Annotated in this window: 14 protein-coding genes; 8 read left to right on the top strand and 6 right to left on the bottom strand. The window is 64.3% G+C overall.

The window, feature by feature from the left end; translation table 11 throughout:
* The first annotated feature begins 12 nt into the window (after positions 1-12).
* The 6 genes from puhC to ALVIN_RS13125 all read left to right on the top strand — a co-directional run bounded on the left by puhC (position 13) and on the right by ALVIN_RS13125 (position 6,532).
* On the top strand, positions 13-471 hold the full coding sequence (puhC, locus tag ALVIN_RS13150) for a photosynthetic complex assembly protein PuhC (RefSeq protein ID WP_012971812.1): 459 nt from the start codon (positions 13-15) through the stop codon (positions 469-471).
* Positions 472-599: 128 nt separating this feature from the next.
* Positions 600-1,430, top strand: a complete 831-nt coding sequence (gene puhE, locus ALVIN_RS13145; RefSeq protein ID WP_012971811.1) for a putative photosynthetic complex assembly protein PuhE — start codon at positions 600-602, stop codon at positions 1,428-1,430.
* 393 nt (positions 1,431-1,823) lie between these two features.
* Positions 1,824-3,155, top strand: coding sequence for an oxygen-independent coproporphyrinogen III oxidase (hemN, locus tag ALVIN_RS13140; RefSeq protein WP_223295222.1), 1,332 nt, complete (start codon positions 1,824-1,826; stop codon positions 3,153-3,155).
* Positions 3,152-3,751, top strand: coding sequence for a bacteriochlorophyll 4-vinyl reductase (gene bchJ / locus ALVIN_RS13135; RefSeq protein WP_012971809.1), 600 nt, complete (start codon positions 3,152-3,154; stop codon positions 3,749-3,751). The genes hemN and bchJ overlap by 4 nt, the downstream gene beginning before the upstream one ends.
* A 32-nt stretch (positions 3,752-3,783) precedes the next feature.
* Positions 3,784-5,145: an AMP-binding protein gene (locus ALVIN_RS13130; protein ID WP_012971808.1), complete on the top strand. Its 1,362-nt coding sequence runs from the start codon at positions 3,784-3,786 to the stop codon at positions 5,143-5,145.
* A 94-nt stretch (positions 5,146-5,239) separates the two neighbouring features.
* On the top strand, positions 5,240-6,532 hold the full coding sequence (locus ALVIN_RS13125) for a TerD family protein (RefSeq protein ID WP_223295221.1): 1,293 nt from the start codon (positions 5,240-5,242) through the stop codon (positions 6,530-6,532).
* A gap of 345 nt (positions 6,533-6,877) precedes the next feature.
* Here ALVIN_RS13125 and ALVIN_RS13120 read toward each other — a convergent pair whose 3' ends face one another.
* The 6 genes from ALVIN_RS13120 to ALVIN_RS13095 form a co-directional block, all read right to left on the bottom strand.
* Complete coding sequence (locus ALVIN_RS13120) at positions 6,878-7,675, bottom strand: DUF4412 domain-containing protein (protein WP_012971805.1); 798 nt, start codon at positions 7,673-7,675, stop codon at positions 6,878-6,880.
* Positions 7,676-7,714: 39 nt separating this feature from the next.
* Positions 7,715-9,013 carry a phenylacetate--CoA ligase family protein gene (locus tag ALVIN_RS13115; protein WP_012971804.1) on the bottom strand — a complete coding sequence of 433 codons (1,299 nt, stop codon included), beginning with the start codon at positions 9,011-9,013 and terminating at the stop codon, positions 7,715-7,717.
* A gap of 38 nt (positions 9,014-9,051) precedes the next feature.
* A complete protein-coding gene (locus ALVIN_RS13110) occupies positions 9,052-9,489 on the bottom strand; it encodes an ACT domain-containing protein (protein WP_012971803.1) in 438 nt (145 codons plus the stop codon).
* A gap of 22 nt (positions 9,490-9,511) precedes the next feature.
* Positions 9,512-10,849: a phenylacetate--CoA ligase family protein gene (locus ALVIN_RS13105; RefSeq protein WP_012971802.1), complete on the bottom strand. Its 1,338-nt coding sequence runs from the start codon at positions 10,847-10,849 to the stop codon at positions 9,512-9,514.
* A gap of 86 nt (positions 10,850-10,935) precedes the next feature.
* On the bottom strand, positions 10,936-11,421 hold the full coding sequence (locus ALVIN_RS13100) for a 2-oxoacid:acceptor oxidoreductase family protein (RefSeq protein ID WP_012971801.1): 486 nt from the start codon (positions 11,419-11,421) through the stop codon (positions 10,936-10,938).
* Positions 11,422-11,435: 14 nt separating this feature from the next.
* A complete protein-coding gene (locus ALVIN_RS13095; protein ID WP_012971800.1) occupies positions 11,436-13,064 on the bottom strand; it encodes a thiamine pyrophosphate-dependent enzyme in 1,629 nt (542 codons plus the stop codon).
* 191 nt (positions 13,065-13,255) lie between these two features.
* On the opposite strand from ALVIN_RS13095, the gene ALVIN_RS13090 reads away from it, so the two are divergent.
* Positions 13,256-15,757 (top strand): EAL domain-containing protein, encoded by a 2,502-nt coding sequence (locus tag ALVIN_RS13090; protein ID WP_223295220.1) that lies wholly within the window; start codon positions 13,256-13,258, stop codon positions 15,755-15,757.
* 213 nt (positions 15,758-15,970) lie between these two features.
* Positions 15,971-19,933, top strand: a complete 3,963-nt coding sequence (locus tag ALVIN_RS13085) for a response regulator (RefSeq protein WP_012971798.1) — start codon at positions 15,971-15,973, stop codon at positions 19,931-19,933.
* The last annotated feature ends 42 nt before the right edge of the window (positions 19,934-19,975 follow it).

Raw genomic sequence — 19,975 nt, 5'->3', positions numbered from 1 at the left:
TGAGGTCAGTGAGTGAGTGATGCATTCGAGGGGCGCACCTTTCCCAAGGGCGTCCTGATCGCTGTCGGCGCCCTGCTGGGCTTCACCATCGTCATGATCGCCTTTGCGCGTCTGACCGGCTACATGATGCCCCAGGCTCCCTTCCTGGCCGAGGTCGAGTCGCGCGACATCCGCTTCGTCGAGCAGACGGACGGCTCCATGGCCGTGCGTGACGGGGCCTCGGGCGAGCTCATCCAGACCCTGCCGCCCGGCGGAGAGGGATTCGTGCGCGGCATGCTGCGGAGCATGGAACGCCAGCGCAAGGGGTTCAAGGCCGACATCAGCGAACCCTTCCATCTAGCGCGGCGCGAGGATGGCATGTTGACGCTCGAAGACCCGATCACGGGGATCCGGCTCGACCTGCGTGCCTATGGTGTGGACAACGAGGCGTCGTTCGCGGTGTTCCTGCCCTCGGCGCCCGTGCAGCGCTGAGATGGAGGGCCGAACACGGGTGCGTCCGCAAGCGGGCGTGCGCGTGTCGGCTCTGATCACAAACGGCCCGTCATCGGGCCGTTCTCCGCTATCCTCCACGCCGACTACCTCCGAGACGCAGTTCACGCATGGCTGATTACGGTTTCCCACTCCTGTTCGCGCTCGGACTCTGGTGGTTCAGTACGGGGGTCGTGCTCTATCTCGACAATCTGCCCGGACGCACTTTCCGCTGGACGCTGATGGGCGGTTCGGTCGTCCTGGCCATCGCTATTTTTGTCCTGATCGTGAGTAGTGCCTCGACCAGCGTGGCCGGTGCCTATGTCGCCTTTACGGCGGGCGTGGTGATCTGGGGCGTGATCGAGATGAGCTACTTCACCGGCCTGATCACCGGGCCGCGCAAGACGGCCTGCCCGCCGGGCTGCTCGAAGTGGAGGCGCTTCGGACTGGCGATCCTCACCAGTCTCTATCATGAACTCCTGATCCTCGGCACCGTGCTGTTCATGGTGCTGGCCACCTGGGGCGAGCCGAACAAGGTCGGTACCTGGACCTTCATCGTGCTCTGGATCATGCGCTGGAGTGCCAAGCTCAATCTGTTCCTGGGCGTGCCCAACCTCAACGAGGACTGGCTGCCTGAGCCGCTGCGTTATCTCAAGACCTACATGGTCAAGCGCGCGATGAATCTGCTGTTTCCGGTCTCCGTCACCCTGGCCACCATCGTCGATGTGCTGATCGTGCTGGAGGCGCTCTCGCCCGAAGTCACGGGTGCCGACGCCGTGGGGCTGATCCTGGTGGCCAGTCTGTTGGGACTCGCGATCCTGGAGCACTGGCTCCTGGTGCTGCCGTTGCCTGATGAGGCGCTCTGGGCCTGGGCGCTACCGCCTCACCAGGACCAGACTGAGCATCCGAGCACGACCGAAAACGATGCGATGACGCACCAGCGTGTGGTTGCCTCACCCTGACGGCACCATGGTCTGAAGCGGCCGCGCGGTGAGTCCCGTTGGGCGCCCCATGGCTTGGGAACTTTTTCAGTTTTAGGCGATACACTGGAGCTTGGGGGCGAGTCTCGCTATACTCCCCGCTCGACGTTTGGGGACCGTCGCACTCCAGCGCTTGCGGTGCATCCCGAGTCAATCCAATCTGAACGCCCGTGTCCGGTCGAGTGATCGCTGGCGATGCGCGATCGAATCGCGCCGATATGACAGTCGCTGCGTGGACGGCGTGAGGCGTGTTCAGGAGCTTGCGTCGGGGTCAGGCGATCGTGCGGGTTCCCGCTGTGAGGACTAGAATGACAACGACTCAAACCGATTCGGTGGGTGACAGACATGGCGCCTCCTCTCCCTACGAGCCTTCCATTGGAATTCCTCGAACGGCACGACCTCGCGGCGCCTGGTTGTCCGATGTCCTCCCTGGGGTCGGCCGGGGACAAGCCTTTCACACAGACGCAGTATCTGGACGTCCTGGACACACTTCGTCAGGCACCTGATGGTAATCTAGCGCTCTACATCCATGTGCCCTTCTGTCATGTGCGCTGTCTCTACTGCGCCTGTGACACGACGGTGACGCATAGTCTGGAGAAAGTCGACCAGTATCTCGACGCACTCGAGCGCGAGATGGACATGGTGACGGAGCGCATCGGTCGGCGTCGTCCGATTCAGCAGCTCCATGTCGGCGGCGGCACCCCGAACCATCTCAACGAACCGCAACTGGCACGATTGATGGAGATCGTCGAGAGCCATTTCGAACTGGCTCCCGAGTCCTGCGCCTCCATCGAGTGCAACCCGCGTCGTGCCTCGGTCGGTCAGCTCGAACTCATCCATGGCCTAGGCTTCGAGCGTATCAGCTTTGGCGTCCAGGATCTCAATCTCGACGTGCAGCGCGCCATCGGGCGGGTACAGTCGCTCAACATGGTGCGCGATGTCTTCCTGACCGCACGCCAGACCGGGTTCGAGAGCATCAATCTGGATCTGGTCTATGGGTTGCCGTTCCAGACTCCGCGCGGCTTCCAGGCGACTCTGGACCAGGTGCTGGATCTGGGGCCGGATCGGGTCGCCTGTTTCAGCTATGCCCATGATCCCGCCCGCCGCCCCCACCAGCACGCCATCAACACCGCCCATCTCCCGACCCCCGCCGAAAAACTCGCGCTCTTCCATCGCGCCGTGCGCACCTTCACCGAGGCCGGTTATCGCTGGGTCGGACTGGATCTGTTCGTGCTCGAAGACGACGAGCTCTATGAGGCGCAGGTCGACGGGCGGCTCTATCGCAACTCGCTCGGCTACACCACCAGCGCAGACCGTCAGGTACTGGCGTTCGGGCCGAGCGGCACGGCCGAACTGGCCGATGCGCTGATCCGCAACGAAAGCGATCTGCGTGTCTGGCAGATGCGGTTGAACAATGGTCAGTTCCCCGTGGCCTGGGGCCGGCGTCTCGACGAAGCCGACCGGCGTCGGCGTCAGGCTCTGCTCCATCTCATGTGCAATCTTCAGCTTCCGGCCAGTTCGGCGGCCGATCTCGATCACGAGTACGAACAGCTCTGCCGCAAGGCCGAGCAGGGTCTGGTCGAGATCTCGGAGGAGGGCATTCGGGTCACGCCCCAGGGGCGTTACATCCTGCATGGTCTCTGTTCCGATCAGGACGATCTGATCGATTGCAGTAGTAGTCAGTGGCGTTTCAGGATGTCCTCGTGAGTCAAACAGACAATCATGGCCGTATCGGCCCCAATGCCATCATCCGCGTCTTCGAGGCGCTGAACGAACAGCGCGGGCGCACGGTCGCCGAGGCGGTGTTCCAGCGGGCCGGCCTGGGCGGCTATCTCGATGCGCTCCCCGAGGCCATGGTGCCGGAGGAAGAGGTCATCGCGCTGCAACAGGCGTTGCGCGATGAACTCGGGATCGCCGAGGCGCGTGAGATCGCGCGCGATGCCGGGCGGCGGACCGGCGACTATCTGCTCGCGCGGCGCATTCCGCGTCCGGCTCAGGCGCTGCTCAAGATCCTGCCGGCGAAGTTGGCCAGTCGCACCCTGCTCAAGGCGATCTCGGGCAATGCCTGGACCTTCGTCGGGACCGGGCATTTCGCCGTCACGTCCGAGAGTCCGCCACGGATCGAGATCACGCATTCGCCGCTCTGTCGCGGGACCATGGCCGATGAGCCGCTGTGCGACTTCTATGCCGGCACCTTCGAGCGGTTGTTCCGGGTGCTGGTGCATCCGGATACCGTCTTCACCGAGACCGCCTGTCAGGCCATGGGCGATCCAAGCTGCCTGTTCGAGGGGCGCTGGTCATAGCGCGTCGCTCGCTTCCGCACGATTCCTACTGGTTGAACGATCCGGGGCTGGTGCTCATCACCGATGGGGACCGGCTCGAGGCGGATGCGTTTGCGCATCAGGTCGCTGAGCGTGCCGTTGCGTTCATGGAGTGCGGCCTGAGACCCGGACAGGTCGTGATGGCGCCCGACTCGCCTGCCCTCGATCTGACCCTGACGATGCTCGCGCTCGGCCGGATCGGTGCCGGGCTCTTTCCCTATCGTTCTGGCCTCGACCCGACCGAGCGTCTGGCGCTGGCGAAGCTGGCTGGGGTCGAATGGCTGTGGAATCCTGATTCGACCGGCTTGGTCCCGCTCTCGGACGCGACCCAAACCACACACGTCTCACCCGAATCACGCGCCGCGCTCCTGATCAAGACCAGCGGCAGCAGCGGTCATCCCCAGATCGTCATGCACGGCTACGCCGGACTGCGGGCCTCGGCCAGTCGCGTCAATGCGCGGCTCGGCGTCACGGCCGAGTCGACCTGGCTCTGTTGTCTGCGGCTCAGTCATATCGGCGGCGCGGCCATTCTCTATCGCGCGGCGCGCGCGGGCGCGCGTCTGCGGCTGCATGATGGCTTCGATGCGCCGACCGTGCGGCGCGAGCTGGAGGCGCATGGTGTGACCCATGTCTCGCTCGTTCCGCCCATGCTCGCACGTCTGCTGGATCTGGGGGGGCGGGCGCCGCCGAGTCTGCGCGTGGTGCTGGTCGGCGGACAGGCTCTGAGCCGTCCGCTGGCCGAACGCGCGCTGGCGGCCGGCTGGCCGATCCGGCTCACCTATGGCATGACCGAGACCGGGTCGCAGATCGCTACCAGTGGACCGCTCGCGGTGGATGATGGCGAGCTGGATACCAGCCTCGTCGGTACGCTCCTGCCCGATGTCGACGTCGAGGCGCCGGGGTGTGACGCATCGCCCGAACGTCTGCGCATCCGTGGACCCATGCTGATGCTCGGCTACGCCAATCCTGAACGTCGGCCAGGGCAGGGACTGGAGGAGGGGGGCTGGTTCGCGCCGGCCGATCTCGGCTGTCTGACTGATACGGAGCAGTTGCGGATATTGGGACGCACCGACGATAGGCGGGTGATCGGCGGAACGAATGTGTCACTGACCAAGGTCGCCCAAGTCGTGCAGGAGGCGCCTGGCGTGAGCGAGGTGCAGATCGTCGCCGGCCTGGACCCCGTTTGGGGGCATCGATTGACGGCGGTCTATGCCGGCACACGTGATGAGACCGAATTGGCCGACTGGTGCCAAAGCCATCTGAGCGGCCCCGAGTGTCCGCGCGCTTTTCTCAGACTGGAGTGGCTGCCGCTGCTCGATTCAGGCAAATACGACCGCGCCCGAATTGCGGCCTTGGTTCAGTCGTCTGGTTGTTGAAACGTCAGGACAGGGCTTGTTGAGACGGATCTCGGTTCGATCGGTGTGTGTTCAAGTACGCTTGTAGCTACAATCATCCTGTCATGGTTCAAGGTTGAGGGATGAGATCATGGGGCTGGAGTTGCAACAGGGGGCCAATGCGCCGCTGGTTCAAAACCGTATCCTCGTCGGTATCGGGTGGGATGCCGGGGTGTCCTGGGACATCGACGCCTGTGCGTTTCTGATCGGTTCGACAGGCCAGGTACGACACGATCAGGACTTCGTCTTCTACAACCAGGCCGAAACACCGTGCGGCTCGCTCATTCTGGAGAGCGAGCCAGACGACGACCAGCGCCGTTTCCGCGCCTTTTTGGATCGTGTCCCCGAAGATGTCACCAAGATCATCTTCACCGTCACCCTGGCGACTGAACCCGATGTCGAAGGCTGCCCTCATTGCGGGTTGCTCGACCAACTCTACATTCGTCTCACGGATCTGGCCGGCGAAGACGAATTGATTCGCTTCGATCTCAAGCCTGCCGGACGGGAACGCGCCTTGATGCTTGGTGATCTCTACCGCCACCAGGGAACCTGGAAGTTCCGTGCCGTGGGGCAGGGGTACAACGGTGGACTCGACACCCTGGCCACAGCACTTGGCGTCAACCTCCAGTCGTCGACGGCCGAGGAAACTGAAGCCTCCGAAGACGACAGGAACAATCCACCCGTCACCCTCAGTCGCCGTCGCTCACCCAAGCAGGTGCGCGCTGAAAAGGCCGAAGCCCTGCAGAAGGCGTTGCGCCGCTTCCTGCCGCAAATCCGGGCCGCCGTCGACAATCAGCTCAACGAGAGCAATACCCGCATGATCCTCGACAAGATCCTGATGGACGTGCTCGGGTATTCAATGGACGAGATCAAGGCCGAGCAGAAGGTTCAGGGGCGCAAGGCCGACTATGTGCTGGCTGTCGGTGATCAGGATCTCATCGTCGGCGAGAGTAAGCGTGCAGGACTCACTTTGCGCGACAAGCATGTCTTCCAGTCCACCTCCTACGGTGCCTATTCCGGCATCCGCTGGGCACTGCTGACCAATCTCGCCACCTGGCGCGTCTACCATATCGCTACGCATGACATGGTCACGGCCAATCTGGTCTTCTCGGTTGACCTGCTGCCTGATGTCAGTCTGGAGGACTGCGAACGCCTGTTGTTGATCTCGCGCTTTGGGATGACGCGCAAGGGGATGCTGGAGAAACACTGGAACGAGGTCAGCGCCCTGACACGCGAAAGCCTCATCCGTGCCCTCCTGACCGAGGACGTCATCAACAAGATCCGCCTCGTCATCAAGCGTGACACCGGATGCAGCTTCGACAACGAGGTCATCCAGCAGGTCGTGGAAGACACACTGATTCATCCATGACCGGGAGAGCGTCATGACGGCCCCCAACGCCACGCCGCCGACCGATTCGACCTGGCCGCCAATCCTGCTCGACGGGTTCGCTGTCAAGTCCCCGAACAGTTTACTCGGTGGCAAATCGATGGGGTGTCTTTGCCTCCAGGCGCCGACCCAGCGGCTGCCAATGCCCCAACCTGAAACCTAATCCATGCCCCCGCTGAAAAAGATCATCGAAAACTCCGACACCCGCGTCGGCATGGTGGCTACAGCCCAGCCCTGTCACGGGCCAGAACGATCGAGGACGATGCAGGGAGTCACGCTGCTCGACGCTATGCTCGGGCGCATGGCCCGAGCAAGCCGCGATCACACTCAGGGATGCCCGGCCGGCGCACCATGCGCACTCGGCGCGCCCGGCATGTTCATCTCACGTTCCTTGTAATCGGCCGGCACCTCGAACAGGCTGGCCGCCATCGGCTCGCGGCGGATGACGCGCACCTCGGTCTCGCTCTCCATGTTGGTGCCCATGAGCTGCATCTTGGACTTGGTCAGGATCGGATAGCCCTTGATCTTCTCCATCTCGGCGCGTTGCGCGCGTCCGGCCTCGGAATCACCTAGCAGACCATCGGGGCCGGACAGGCTCATCAGATCGGTGTAACGATCCAGGTCCAGATCCACGTCCTCGGTGGCCCAGATCTCCTGCTCGATCTCCATCATGCCGGTCTTGGCCACGCGATACTTGCGGCAGTTCCAGCCGTTGATCTCGCGCGTCTCGTCGGTCGGTTCGACCGTGACCTTGGTCTGCTCCATCATGGCGCGCATCTGATCCATACCCGGCTTGGACAGCCCTTCCATCATGCTTTTGGCGTTGATCTTGTAGAACTCCTTGACGCCGTGATTCATGAAGGTCATCTCACCCGTGGCCGGATCGAGGATCATGTCGGTTCCGTTCGGGTCGGCGCTCGCGACCTTCATCTTGCCGTGAGCGACGAAGGTTTGGCTGACTTCCTCGGTCGGCGCCTCGCCGGTCAGTCCCGAACTGCGATTCACCGTTTCGATGAAGACGCCGTCCTCCTCGGCCAGGGCGATGGATGAACACAGGGCACTCGCCAGGAGCGCCGTCAGGCCGAGCGAGACGAATCGGGCTGAACGCAGGACAGGATGCTTCATCGGTGGTTTCTCATGGTGGGGTGAAAAGGGTCGGGCGATTCAATCCGTGAGGCCGCGCTTGTCGAGCACGCGCTTGGCCTTGCCGACGAAGCGCTCGATGCTGCGCGGCTCGACCAGATCGACATGGGCGCGGATGCCGGCGACGGTCTGGATCTCGCGGCTGATGCGCTCGCACAGCGCCTGCATCCGGTCCATGCGGTCGGAGAAGATCTCGGGATGGATCTCGACCTTGACGTGGACCTCGTCGAGCGTGCCCGGACGGCTGACCTCGATCAGATAGTGCGGCGTGGTGCCCTCGACGCGCAACAGCGCTTCCTCGATCTGCGACGGGAAGACGTTGACGCCGCGGATGATGAGCATGTCGTCGGTGCGGCCCGTGACCCGGCTCATGCGCAGGGTGGTGCGCCCGCAGGGGCAGGGATCGCGATAGAGCCGGGCGATGTCGCGCGTGCGGTAGCGGATCATCGGCATGGCCTCGCGGGTGAGCGCGGTGATGACCAGCTCGCCCGGCTCGCCCTCAGGAACCGGCTCCAGGGTCTCGGGGTCGAGACACTCGACCAGGAAGTGATCCTCCTGGATGTGCATCCCGGTGCGCGCCATACACTCGCCGCTCACGCCGGGGCCGATGATCTCGGACAGGCCATAGTTGTTGAACGCCTGGATGTCGAGCTGCTCCTCGATCTCGCGGCGCATGTCCTCGGTCCAGGGTTCGCCGCCGAAGTGACCGATGCGGATCGGCAGCGCACGCGGCTCCAACCCCATCTCGCGCGCGGTGTCGGCGATGGTCAGGGCATAGCTCGGGGTGCAGATGAGCACTTCGGGATCGAGGTCGCGCATGATCTCGAGCTGGCGGCGGGTGTTGCCGGCGGCCACCGGGATGACGGCGGCGCCGACCTTCTCGATGCCGTAGTGCAGACCGAAGCCGCCGGTGAAAAGCCCATAGCCGAAGGCGACCTGTGCCGTGTATTCGGGCCGCAGTCCGCCGGCGACCAGGAAGCGCGCGCACAGGTCCGACCAGATCTGGAGATCGCCGGCGGTGTAGCCGACGAAGGTCGGTTTACCCGTAGTGCCGGACGAGCCGTGGATGCGCGCCAGCTCCTTGCGCGGCACCGCGAGCAGTCCCAGCGGATGCTGGCGGCGCATGTCGTCCTTGGTGGTGAAGGGCAGACGCCGCACGTCGTCGAGCGAACGGATGCTGTGCGGCCCGAGCTCGCGGTGGTTGAGGATGTCGCGATAGAAGGGCACGCGCCGCGCGCGCTCGACCTGGGCGCGCAGCCGTTCGAGTTGCAGCGCCTCGCGCTCGGCGCGCGGCAGGGTTTCGGCGGCCCGATCCCACATCGGATGGGCCTGATTCGTCGTCGTTGAACTCACTGACATCATGGCACGAAGGACATCAACTCCTCGCCATCGACCACGTGCAGACCCTTGTCGGTCAGCACCTGGATCGCGCGATCCGGATCCTCGAAGCGGAAGATGAGAATGGCCTTGTCGCCGCGGCGCAGCGAGAAGGCGTACATGTATTCGATGTTGAGGTCGGCGTCTTCCAGGATGCGCAGCGCCTCGGCCAGACCGCCCGGACGGTCGAGCACGTCGACGGCGACCACCTCGGTCAGGTTCACCACCCAGCCGGCCTGTTCCAGCACGCGCTTGGCCTTCTCCCAGTCGCGCACGATCAGACGCAGGATGCCGAACTGGGCCGTATCGGCCAGCGACAGGGTGAGGATGTTGATGCCCTCGGCGGCGATGGCCGACAGTGGGGCTTCCAGCCGTCCGGGACGGTTTTCCAGGAAGAGCGAGAGTTGTTGCAGTTTCATAGCCGTGTGCTCGCTTGAGAAATCAACCTTCGTTGCGCCGATCGATCACGCGCTTGGCCTTGCCCTCGCTGCGCGCGAGGGTGTGCGGCTCGACCAGACGCAGTTCGACCCGGATGCCGAGAATCCGCTCGATCGACTGGGCCAGACGGGTGCGGATGTCTTCCAGTCCACGGATGCTGTCGCTGAAGACCTCGGGCGTGACCTCGACCTCGACGGCCATGCGATCCATGCCGCCCTTGCGGGTGAGGATGATCTGATAGTGCGGCAGCGTGCCCTCGACGGCCATGAGCGCGGCCTCGACCTGCGACGGGAAGACGTTGACGCCGCGGATGATGAACATGTCGTCGGAGCGCCGCCCGATGCGCCGCATCCGGCGGATGGTGCGTCCGCACGAACAGGGTTCGGTGATGAGCGAGGTGATGTCGCGCGTGCGATAGCGGATCATCGGCATCGCTTTCTTGCTCAGGGTGGTGATGACCAGCTCGCCTTCCGCTCCGTCGGGCAGCGGCTCGCCGGTATCCGGGTCGATGATCTCGGGATAGAAATGATCCTCGAAGACGTGCAGTCCGTCCTGGGCCGAGCATTCGGCGGCCACGCCGGGGCCGATGATCTCGGACAGACCATAGATGTCATACGCCTTGATGCCCGCCTCGGCCTCGATGTGATGGCGCATCCCATCGGTCCAGGGCTCGGCGCCGAAGATGCCGACGCGCAGCGGCAGATCGCGCAGATCGATGCCGAGTTCGCGCGCGCGCTCGACCATGTGCGTGAAGTAGCTCGGGGTACAGCAGAGTGCCGTGACGTTGAAGTCGCGGATGAGCATGATCTGGCGGTCGGTGTTGCCGCCCGAGATCGGGATCACGGTCGCGCCCAGCGCCTCGCCGCCATAGTGCGCGCCCAGTCCGCCGGTGAAGAGTCCGTAGCCGAAGGCGTTCTGCAGGATGTCGCCGCGATGCAGACCGCAGGAGGCGAAGGTGCGCGCCATGACCTCGGACCAGACCTCGACGTCCTCGCGCGTGTAGGCGACCACGATCGGCTTGCCCGTTGTGCCGGATGAGGCATGGAGCCGCACCACGTCGCTCATGGGGCTGGCGAAGAGTCCGAAGGGGTAGGTATCGCGCAGGTCGGTCTTGACCGTGAACGGCAGATGACGGATGTCCTGGAGCGACCGGATCGACTCGGGCGTCAGTCCGCGTTCGTCCATACGCTCGCGAAAGAGCTGGACGTTGGCATAGGCGCGCGCGACCACGGCGCGCAACCGGCGTAGCTGGACTTCCTTGAGCGCCGTCTGGGGCAGGAAATCGGGGGCGCTCGCGGGATGGAAGCCGCCCTCGGCGTCGTTCCAAAGCTCTTTCAGCATGAGGGCCTCGGTAAAGCGTTGTCGGTTGTAGAAGGGGGAGGCGTGGGATGGGCCGCGCGAACGCGATGCCCATCCTGCCTCTCAGCTCAGGCCGCGCGCGCGCGTGCCGCCTCGCGTCCGATCTCGAACGCCTGCTCGTTGAGCGTGTGCAGCTTCTCGGCCAGATTGGCGTGCATGGCGGCGATCCAGTGCTCGTCGGCGATGTCGAGCACGGTCGAGGCCGCGCCGAGCAGGGCGACGTTGAGGCTCTTCTTGTTCTTGAGCGACTCGGGGGCGATGACGTCCGGCCCGATGAGCACACCGCCCGCCCGCAGCGTCGGGCGGTTGATCTCGACCTGGGTCTCTTCCAGCACCACCAGCACATCGGCCTCGCCCGGCGGGACCATGGGGCTGAGGAGACCCTCGCCATAGCGCACGTCGCTGCTCACCGAGCCGCCGCGCTGGCTCATGCCGTGCAGCTCACTCTTCTTGACGTCGAAGCCGGCGCGAAAGGCCGCATCCGCCAGGATGTCGGACGCCTTGAGCACGCCCTGACCGCCGAGTCCGGCGATGACTACGTTCTTGACTTTCATGGTGTCTCAATTCCTCAATCGACCAGATCCGCCGAGCAGGTGGCGGCCCGTTGTTCGGCGTTGGCCTTCTCGTAGAGCCGGATCTTGGGCGCCGCGAGCACACAGGGCTGACGGGTGACGATCAGCGAGGTCTCGTTACGCGCCAGCAGATCCGTGATGAGATCGCGCAGCGAGTCGTCCTTGAGCGAGGTGGTGTCGATGACATGGACGTTCTGTACGCCCATGGCCCGTGCCGTCTCCTCGAAGTTGAGCAGATTGGTGGCCGAGTGGTCGAGCAGACGCCCGGTGCCCGGATGCTCCTGCTGGCCGGTCATGGCCGTGGTGCCGTTGTCGAGGATGAGCACCAGATGGCCGGTCGGCGGCGGGTTGTAGACCATCTCGGCGAGGCCGGTGAGACCGGAGTGCACGAAGGTCGAGTCGCCTATGACGCTGACCACGCGCCGCGCCTGCTCCTCGGGCAGCACATGCCGCAGACCCAGACCGACGCCGATGCTCGCGCCCATGCAGACACAGGTGTCCATGGCCGAGAAGGGCGGCAGCACGCCGAGGGTGTAGCAGCCGATGTCGCCGGAGACGATGCAGTCGAGATCGCGCAGGGTCTCGAAGACGCCGCGATGCGAGCAGCCGGGGCAGAGTTCGGGCGGCTTGCCCTTGGGCGGCACGGCCTCGGGGCTGGTGTCGTTGGCCAGGATGCGGCGTACGCGCTCGACGTTGAGTTCGCCGAAGCGATACATCTCGGGCTTGCCCTCGGCGGGCAGACCGACGGCACGCAGGGCGTCGACCAGCACCGGGTCGCCTTCCTCGATCACGACCAGACGCTCGACCCGGTCGGCGAAGGCGCGGAGGCGCTCGATCGGCAGCGGATAGGTCAGGCCGAAGCTCAGATGACTGGCCCCAGGTGCGGCCTCGCGCGCGTGCATGGCGCCGATGCCGGTGGCGATGATGCCGAGCGTGGCGTCGCCTTCGTGGATCTCGAACGGTCCCTCGGCCTCGTTCCAGGCCGCGATCTCGGCGAGCTTCTGGCGCAGACGCAGATGCGCCGGCTTGGCATAGGCCGGGATCATGACCCGTGCCGGCACGTCGCGCTTGAAACTCGGCTCGGGCAGGGTCTGGAGCGCCGGGCGCGGACGCACCACGGTCTTGGCGTGACAGATGCGCGTGGTCAGGCGCAGGATGACCGGGATCTTCCAGCGCTCCGAGAGTTCCAGTCCCAGCCAGGTGAAATCATAGGCCTGCTGCGAATCGCTCGGCTCCAGCATCGGTAACGCCGCGGCGCGCGCATAGTGGCGGTTGTCCTGCTCGTTCTGGCTGGAGGCCATGCCGGGATCGTCGGCCGAGATCACCAGCAGACCGCCCTCGACATCGGTATAGGCCGCGGTGAACAGCGCATCGGCGGCCACGTTCAGCCCGACGTGCTTCATGGTGACGATGGTGCGCGCACCGGCGAAGGCACTGCCGATGCCGACCTCGAGCGCAACCTTCTCGTTCGGCGACCATTGCGCGCGACCGCCGAGCTGATCGAAGGTCTCGAGGATCTCGGTCGAGGGTGTACCGGGATATCCCGTCCCCAGCCGGACTCCGGCGTGCAGCGCCGCCAGCGCGACGGCATCGTCGCCACTCAATAGAAGTCGTTCTACAGTCATGTTCTTCTGGTCGCTCTCGTTCTCGGGATAGGGCGGAGGCATTATCCGCCGTGCGGCTTGGCGGCAGCAACCCGAAGCGCTCTTGACACGTTACAAGTAGATGAACAATGGTGAAGGCGGCAACGACCCTGACACTGACCGCCTGCCACGCCGCACTCGAAAAACGATTAGAGATCATGGGGGGGAGCATCATGGACGGACAGATTTTTGCCGCCGAGTTGTTGGAGCAGCTCGTGGTTCCGACCTTCGTGCTGGATGCCACGGGGCGGGTCATCGTTTGGAACCGCGCTTGCGAGAACCTCACCGGCATGCCCGCCAGCCGTGTCCTGGGCAGCCAGGATCACTGGCGGGCCTTCTATCCCGAATGCCGACCCTGTCTGGCCGATCTGGTGTTGCACAACCGCCTGGACGAGATCGATCACTTCTATACCGAGTATGACCAGTTGCTCCGCACGGGGTGCGAAATCCACGCCGAAAACTGGTGTGTCATGCCCCTGCAGGGTACCGAACGCTATCTGGCCATCGACGCCGGCCCGGTGCGCGATTCCTCGGGCCGGATCATCGCCGTGGTCGAAACGCTGCGCGATCGCACCTCCCATAAACTGGCCGAGCTGCGGCTGCGGCAGATGGCCAGCGTTTTCGAGCACTCGCAGGAAGGGATCATGATCACCGACCCGGCGACCCGTATCCTGGATGTCAATGCGTCCTTCGTCCGGGTCACGGGCTACAGCCGCGAGGAGGCGCTGGGCCGGACGCCGACCCTGCTCAAATCCGGTTTGCAGGACGCCGCTTTCTATCGTGCGCTGTGGCGCGATCTGAACGAGACCGGACGCTGGCACGGCGAGATCTGGAATCGCAAGAAATCGGGCGAACTCTATCCGGAGATCCTGCATATCAACGCGGTGCAGGATCCATCTGGCCGGGTGACGCATTACATCGGCATGTTCATCGACATCACCGATCTCAAGAACTCGCAGAGCAGGCTGGAAAATCTGGCCCATTACGACGTGCTCACCGGTCTGCCCAATCGCCTGCTGTTGGGCTACCGGCTAAGACAGGCGCTCGACGACGCCCAGCGTCATGAACGTCTGGCTGCCGTCTGTTTCCTGGATCTCGACAATTTCAAGCTGGTCAACGATCACCACGGACACGAGACCGGCGACCGCCTGTTGATCGATATCGGTCGTCGCTTGCGCGACACCTTGCGTTCCAACGATACGGTGGCGCGGCTGGGTGGCGATGAATTCGTGATCCTGCTCAATGACCTGCGCAATCAGGAGGAGTTGGACAATGTCCTGGTGCGGCTGCTCGACGGTGTGGCGCATCCGGTGCGCATCGACGCCCTGCAGATCGTGATCACCGTCAGTGTCGGCGTCACCATCTATCCGCTCGATGACCATGATCCCGACACCCTGCTGCGCCATGCCGATCAGGCGATGTATCAGGCCAAGCAGATGGGGCGGAATCGCTATCAGCTCTTCGACCCGGAGGCGGCCAATGCGATGCAGTCGCGTCATCGCGAGCTGGAGCGCATCCGCCAAGCGCTCCAGCACGGCGAATTCCAGCTCTACTACCAGCCCAAGGTCGACATGCGCCTCGGTCAGGTGGTCGGCATGGAGGCGCTGATCCGCTGGCGGCACCCCGAGCGCGGACTGGTGCCGCCGCTACAGTTTCTGCCACTGATCGAAGCATCGCCCCTGATCGTCGAGGTCGGCGAATGGGTGTTGCACGAGGCTCTGGGACAGATCCGGCAGTGGTGCGCCGAGGGGCGGCCGCTGACCATCAGCGTCAATATCGCGGCCCATCATTTCCAGCAGCGCGATTTCGTGCTGCGCCTGCAAACGATCCTGGCCGAGCACCCGGAGGCGACACCGCGTCTGCTGGAGCTGGAGATCCTCGAAAGCGCGGCCCTGGAGGACATCCAGAGCGTGCGCGGCATCATGACCGCCTGTCAGGCCATGGGCGTGCGTTTCGCGCTCGATGACTTCGGCACGGGTTACTCATCGCTCAGTTATCTCAAGCAGCTCCCGGCGGAAACCCTCAAGATCGACCAGTCGTTCGTGCGCAACATGCTGGAGGACTCCGAGGATCTGGCCATCATCGAGGGGGTGATCGGCTTGGCCAAGGTCTTCAGGAAGGAGGTGATCGCCGAGGGGGTGGAGACCCCGGAACAGGGGTTGCTGCTGATGCGCTTCGGCTGCGACCATGCCCAGGGTTACGGCATCGGACGGCCCATGCCCGCTGAACAGATCCCGGCCTGGATGGATGAGTTCGCGACGAACTGGCAATGGAATCTCTGGACGGATCAGCATTTGAACGCCCTGGATGTCCCGCTGCTGCTGATTCAATACGACCATATCAAGTGGGTCAGGCACATCGTCCATGCCGTGGAAGCCGGCGAACGTCTGCCTCACGCGGAGAGTCTGGCCGATAGTACCTGCCGTCGCTTCGATACCTGGTACAGTGGCGAGGGGCGTACTCATTACGGGCAACTTCCGGCCTATACCGAACTCGGTGATCTCCATCACGAGATTCGCCGGCTCGGGCACAGAATCATCGAGCGGCATGGCCGGGGCGAAACCGAGGGGCTCCGCGCCGAATGCGACGCGCTCTTCGCCCTCAAAACGCGCCTGCTACAGCAACTCATGCTCTTGCAGCAGGGGCGAGCCGACCAGACGGCGGGAGAGACCTGAGGCCAACGCGACACAGGCCTGTCATGTCCGCCCCGATCCGGGACGGCGCGGCGGGCGTCTCCATTCGCCGGTTATCTCGACGCGAGCCTGAGGCTGGACATCAGGGTGCGGCAGTTCCAAATCTCAGCGCCTTATGCTATCAGGGGCGTTGCCGTTCCAGACGCGGTTCGACGCCGGTGACGGACGGGTCTCCGTCGATTTCAGGATCTCGCCATGACTTCTCCCCCCAAGCCGCCGACATCCTCCGATTGGCCCAGGGTGCGTGCGCGTGCACGCCAGGCGCTCGATCGTGGCGACCTCGAATGGGCCGAGCGGCGTCTGGCGCGTGGCGAGATCGATCTGCCCGAACTCACCGAGAACCTGCTCATCTATCAGGCCGAGCTGGAGTTGCAGAACATCGAGTTGCGCGATACCCAGGCGGCCGTCGAGCGTATCGCCAACCGCTATACGGCACTCTTCTACGGCGTTCCCCAGCCGATCCTGGTGGTCGACCGCCATGGCCTGATCCTCATGGCCAACCATGCCGGTGACCGGCTCTTCGTGCTGCGCGAGAAGCACAAGCGTCAGCACTACCTGCCGCGACTGGTGGCGCGCGAATCAGACGGGGTGCTCGACGACACCCTGCAGCGCGCCTGGGACGACGGTGAGGCACACTGTCCCGAGATCCGGTTCCTCACCACGGATGCCGGACAGTTCACCGGCGAGCTGCATGTGGTGCGGGTGCCGGCCGAGGACGACGACCAGCATCATCTCGTCTGCTCCATCGTCGATCTCACCGAGCGTCTGCGTCACGAGTCCGAGATCCATGCCGCCTATGCGCGTCTGCGCGACAGCGAGACCCGCTATCGGATGCTGGCCGACTATTCGGCCGACTGGGACTACTGGCTGGGTTCGGATCGACGCTATCTCTATGTCTCGCCGGCGTGCGAATACGTCTGCGGCTATCCGCCCGACGCCTTCATGGACGATCCCAGGCTCATGGATCGTCTGATCCATCCCGACGACCAGCCGCTCTGGCTGGAGCACAAGCACGAGATATCCCAGTCCACCGACGATGCGCCGCACGTTCGGTTGCAGTTGCGTCTGCGCCGGCCCGACGGCAGTCAGCGCTGGATCGAACACGTCTGTCGCCCGGTCTATGACGTCGACGGAACCCACCAGGGATGGCGCGGAGTCAATCGCGACATCACTCACCGCAAACAGAACGAGCTGCTGATGGATCTGCAGAAGCGTCGCGCCGAGGCGCTACTGGAGCTACCCCAGATCGCCGACGATCTCGACGAGATCGGCTTCATGCAGCATGGGCTGGCGCTGGCCGAATCGCTCACCGGCAGCCTCATGGGCTTCATCCATCTAGTCAACTCGAATCAGGAGACCATCGAGCTAGTCGCCTGGTCACAGGCGACCGTCGAAGACAGTGGTTGCCAGTTGCCGCCGAATGCCGTTCATTATGCGATCAGTCAGGCCGGCGTCTGGGCCGATGCCCTGCGCCGGCGTCGCCCGATCACCTGCAACGACTATCCGGCACTCGCCGGTAAGTGCGGCTTGCCGCCGGATCACGCTCCGCTCCAGCGCTTTCTGACCATTCCGGTGATCGAGGGCGGGCTGGTGCGCATGCTGGCCGGCGTCGGCAACAAGGCGAGCGATTACAGCGAACTCGACGTCGAGAGCGTGCAGCTCATCGCCAACGCCATCTGGCGAACGGTGCGTCAGCGTCGTGCCGAGCAGGCGCTGCGCCTGAACGAATCGCGCTTCCGGCGCCTGTCGATGCTGATGTCCGACATCGTCTATTCCTGCATCGAGATCGAACCGGAGCGCTACAAGCTCGACTGGCTCAACGGCGCCGTCGAGACCATCACCGGCCATACGCGCGAGGCGATCCTCGCCATGGGCACCTGGCGGCGGCTGGTGGTGCTGGAGGATCGTTCGCTGTTCGACCGCCACCAGGCCGGTCTGAAGGAGGAGGCCGTCTCGAGCTGCCAGCTGCGTCTGCGCCGGCGCGACGGCAGTTCAGCCTGGGTCGAGATCATCAATCAGTGCCTGACCGATGAATGCGGCGGACGCCGGCTCTATGGCGGTATCAAGGACATCGGCGAACGCAAGCTCGCCGAACAGCAGCTCCAGCAGTACACACGCCGCATGGAGATCCAGAATCAGGAACTCGATCGGGCGCTGGCCCAGGCCGAGGCGTCCACTCAGGCCAAGAGCCAGTTCCTGGCCAACATGAGTCACGAGATCCGTACCCCGATGAACGGCGTCATCGGCATCACGGGTCTGCTGCTCGACACCGACCTCGATCCCGAGCAGCGCCGTCTGGCCGAGATCGTGCGCGACAGCGGCGAGAACCTGCTGGCGCTCATCAACGACATCCTGGACTTCTCCAAGATCGAGGCCGGCAAGCTGGAGCTGGAGCACCTGGAGTTCGACCTGCGTCTCCTGATCGAGGAGGTGCTGGAGATGATGGCCTTCAACGCCCACGAGAAGGATCTGGAACTGACCTATCGCATCGCCCCTCAGGTGCCGACCGCCGTGCGCGGCGACCCGCGTTATCTGCGTCAGGTCATCGTCAATCTCATGGGCAACGCCATCAAGTTCACGGAACGCGGCGAGGTCGGCCTCCAGCTCGCACTCGAGCGGGCCGAGGCGGGACGGGCGCTGATCCGTTTCGAGGTGCACGACAGTGGGATCGGCATTCCCGAGGATCAGCTGGGCAAGCTGTTCACGGCCTTCAATCAGGTCGATAGCTCGACGACGCGCCGCTTCGGCGGCACCGGGCTGGGACTGGTCATCGCCAAGCAGCTGGCCCAATTGATGAACGGTGACATCGGTCTGGAGAGTCGGCCCGGCCAGGGATCGCGATTCTGGTTCACCGCTGAGTTCGAGTGTTCGCCGCAGACCGCGACCGAATATCGGGTGTGCGAGCGGGACATCGACGACGTTCGGGTACTGGTGGTGGACGATCATCTGGACAACCGCGCCCAGGCCGCCTCACTGCTGCGTGCCTGGGGTTGTCAGGTCGCCGTGGCGGGACGTGCCGGCGACGCGCTGCGTGCCCTGCATCAGGCCGTCCGGGCCGGCGCCCCCTTCGATGTGGCGTTGATCGATCTGCGCATGCCTGACCCCAATGGTCTGCAACTGGCGCGGCTGATCAAACAGGAACCCGAGATTCGCGACACCCGGCTCGTCCTGCTGACCGCGCTGGCCAAGCGCGAGGACTATGCGTACCTCGAATCGGGCGATTTCGCCGGCTATGTCACCAAGCCTCTGCGCCACCATCTGGTGCGTGATTGTCTGCTGCGCGTCATGGGGCGCGAGAGACCCGTGCTGGAGCCCGTGTCGCCGCCCGTCGGGCCGGATCGCATTCCAGGAATCGGACGCCCGGCTCACCCCGAGGCACGCCTGCTGCTCGTCGACGACAACCCGACCAATCAGATCGTCGCGCGTGGCATCCTGGAAAAACTCGGTTATCCTAAACCGGATATCGCGTGCAATGGTCTGGAAGCCTTGGAGGCCTTGTCGCGCGCCCGTTACGATCTGGTGCTCATGGATGGTCAGATGCCCGAGATGGACGGTTTCGAGACGGCACGTCTCATCCGGCGCGGCGAGGCCGGAGTGCTCGATCCCCATGTCCCGATCGTGGCCATGACCGCGCTCGTCATGCCGGGCGACGTGCGACGCTGCTTGGACGCCGGGATGAATGCCTATATATCCAAGCCGGTCCAGCCACACGAATTGAGTCGGATCATCGCCGAGCATCTGTTCCACATGGACAGCCGCCGTGGTCCGAAGGATGCCGACCTGCCGCCTGAGGTGCCCGACCCCAGGCCAGACACCGTCTCTTTCGACGCTGACGATATGCTTGAGCGCGTCTTGGGAGATCGCGGCATCGCGTGCGAGGTCATCGATCAGTTCCTGCTGGACGCTCCGGCGCGGCTCCAGGAGCTACGCGCCTCTCTGGAGTCGGGTGATCGGGTCGGGGTCCAGCGCAAGGCCCACAGCCTGGTCGGCCTGGCGGCCAATGTTTCGGCCATGTGTTTGCACGGCTTGGCGTCCACACTGGAGGAACTGGCCGGGCAGCCTGTTTCGTCGGCCGAGGTCGAACGTCTGGCGTCGCTCATGGAGCGCGAATTCGAGGGGTTGCGCGCCCTCTTGGTTGACTGGACGCGGGGCTCCTGAATCCGTATCCGTCTCGATGCTCGATCGAATCAACATCTATCG

It is taken from the genome of Allochromatium vinosum DSM 180 (genome assembly GCF_000025485.1).
Taxonomy (GTDB): domain Bacteria; phylum Pseudomonadota; class Gammaproteobacteria; order Chromatiales; family Chromatiaceae; genus Thermochromatium; species Thermochromatium vinosum.
This window is presented reverse-complemented; position numbering and strand designations above follow the sequence as displayed.